The organism is Streptosporangium sp. NPDC003464 (assembly GCF_053588315.1).
In genome coordinates, this window is record NZ_JBSFPS010000526.1 from 1 (window position 1) to 1,982 (window position 1,982).

A 1,982-nucleotide genomic window follows, 5' to 3' on the forward strand; every position below is an offset into this window, starting at 1 on the left:
GGTCCACCCACCGCCGTGAACACCAAACCCGTGCCCGCAGCAGCCACTACTGGCGACGCTGGCTCAAGCATCACGAAATCAGGCTGTAGTACTAGCCCTCCTGGCCTCTCGCTGACTCAGCCCTCCCAGCGAGCTGGGGCCTATGCTGCACCGGCAAGGGCAAAGTGGCCATCCAGTACCACACCGCCCGCTTCCGCCTTGTGCCCCAACTCACCAAGGCACTCAACGTGCCGAGCCCCGCTTTCCGCAAGCCCGGCTCCGTCTGGGCCGAGTTGCCCCGGCCGAGGAACGCCGGCGCCGAACCCGTCGGGCATGCCTGCCTGGGGTACGCACGCGCATCCACCGCCCGGCAGTCCCTCGACTCCCAACTCGACTCGCTCGCCGACGCCGGGGTCGCCGGGATCTTCTCCGAGAAGATCTCCACCGGCATCCGGGGAGGATCGGTGCAGAGATTACTGTGTTTGTGGGCGTGATGTCGTGGAGGGACGACAGGTGGTAGCTGTCGCGGTACGCCTGTCTTATGAGGTGTCCGCAAGGTGGCGGCCTGACCGCCAAATTGCGGGCATTTCGCGAGCGCATCCGACTGGAGGCCGCCGCGATGCCCTCGGGACGGGCAGCGGACCGGCGGGACGGCCGCGCCCGTATCCTCCCGGGGATTGTGCTCGCGGTCATAACGAGGGGCGACGGACGACGGACGACGGAGGGGCCTGACCGGGCGTGCGGCACCAGGGACGCGGGGCCGCCTGGGCCCGGCCGTTCCCCGCGCGCGATCAGCGCTTTGGCGGGCAGCGCCGAGAAGCCCAGCAGCTCTCTAACCTTGAGATGCCCTGCTTCAGAGGGGGCGCCGCACCCGCACCCGAGTACGGCCGTCGCCGTGGTCGACGAAGGACGACGCGCCGTGCGACGCCGTCTGCCCTACAGCAGGTCGTCGAGGGGGAGAGGGGGAGGTGTTCCAGCGGTTGGCTTCGTTCATGTAGCCGTGCAGGGCTTTGAAGCCGTTCTTCCAGCCGTCCGCGCGCCCGATCTGGAGCAGGTCGGCGCCCGCGTGGCGGGCGGCGGCGGCGGTGAAACCGTGGCGAGCTCATCGATCAGGCGGCCTCGATCGCCGCTCATCTCGGTGATGCGCCCCTGCTGTGTGACCCATGGCGGCGGCTTCCCCCTGGCCGCCGCCTTACACCGCGTCTTCGCTGAGCACCGCGTCGGCCGCTCGGCTCCCGTTCTGGGGGGAGAGCCGGTCAGGATGCCACGGCATCCATTTCCGCTCGACCTCCGCCTCCAGGTCGACTCCGTGATGCCGTGCCATGAGCAGGACCTGAGACAAGACATCGGCGAGTTCGGATCGGAAGCCTAATTCCAGCTCATCGGCAGAGTGCCCCTTGTCCCTGGCCTGCCCGGAGCGCATGAGGAACATCTGGGTCAACTCGCCGACTTCCTCCTGAAGCTTCAGCAGGAACCACGTGTCGTCTCGGATGATCCCGTGCTTGCGGGCATAGGTGCTCGACACCGCTTCGACCGCTTCGGTGAGCTGCCTCAGATCCATGCCGGGAGTGTAGAAGGCGGCTCTGACAACTTCCGGACGCGATCTCGTCTCGGCATTGCCGGTGCACGCACCGCTGCGACACTGACGGACCTGGCGATCCGCGGTGGCCGGCTTGGGCCCGGCACCGCGGCTACGACCTCGGGCATCCGGTGCAGTGGGAGGTGGAGGGGCTGGACCGGGGAGTTGCGGCGGCTGGTGCTCGGCGCGGTCACCGCCTACATCGACACGCCAGCCCTGCGGGCCGTGCGCGCCGATGCCCGCCATCCCGGGCACGGCCCGGAGCTCGATTGGACCGGATGGGTGCAGCGGATCGAACGGCAGGTCGTGCCGGGCCGTACCCGAGTTCTGGGGGAGGTGTTCCCGGGCGATGCCGGTGTGCAGCATGGACAGGATGCCCTGCGACGCCAGGCGGTCATCGAGCCGCTTGCGGCCCGGAGGCCGT

The 1,982-nt window shown here is 68.9% G+C and carries 4 protein-coding genes; 2 read left to right on the forward strand and 2 right to left on the reverse strand.

The window, feature by feature from the left end; translation table 11 throughout:
• The first annotated feature begins 164 nt into the window (after positions 1-164).
• Positions 165-473: a hypothetical protein gene (locus ACWDS7_RS48160; RefSeq protein WP_451934780.1), complete on the forward strand. Its 309-nt coding sequence runs from the start codon at positions 165-167 to the stop codon at positions 471-473.
• 359 nt (positions 474-832) lie between these two features.
• On the opposite strand, the gene ACWDS7_RS48165 is transcribed toward ACWDS7_RS48160, so the two are convergent.
• Positions 833-973 carry a hypothetical protein gene (locus ACWDS7_RS48165; RefSeq protein WP_451934781.1) on the reverse strand — a complete coding sequence of 47 codons (141 nt, stop codon included), beginning with the start codon at positions 971-973 and terminating at the stop codon, positions 833-835.
• Positions 974-1,171: 198 nt separating this feature from the next.
• Positions 1,172-1,540 (reverse strand): pyrophosphatase, encoded by a 369-nt coding sequence (locus ACWDS7_RS48170; protein WP_451934782.1) that lies wholly within the window; start codon positions 1,538-1,540, stop codon positions 1,172-1,174.
• Positions 1,541-1,723: 183 nt separating this feature from the next.
• Between ACWDS7_RS48170 and ACWDS7_RS48175 the strand changes: the two genes are divergently transcribed.
• Positions 1,724-1,982 (forward strand): hypothetical protein (locus ACWDS7_RS48175; RefSeq protein ID WP_451934783.1); only part of this gene is annotated, 259 nt, incomplete at its 3' end.

Excerpts from the sequence above, each read along its gene's own strand:
- ACWDS7_RS48165 (WP_451934781.1), bottom strand. The coding sequence starts at position 973 with ATGAACGAAGCCAACCGCTGGAACACCTCCCCCTCTCCCCCTCGACGA.
- ACWDS7_RS48170 (WP_451934782.1), bottom strand. The coding sequence starts at position 1,540 with ATGGATCTGAGGCAGCTCACCGAAGCGGTCGAAGCGGTGTCGAGCACC.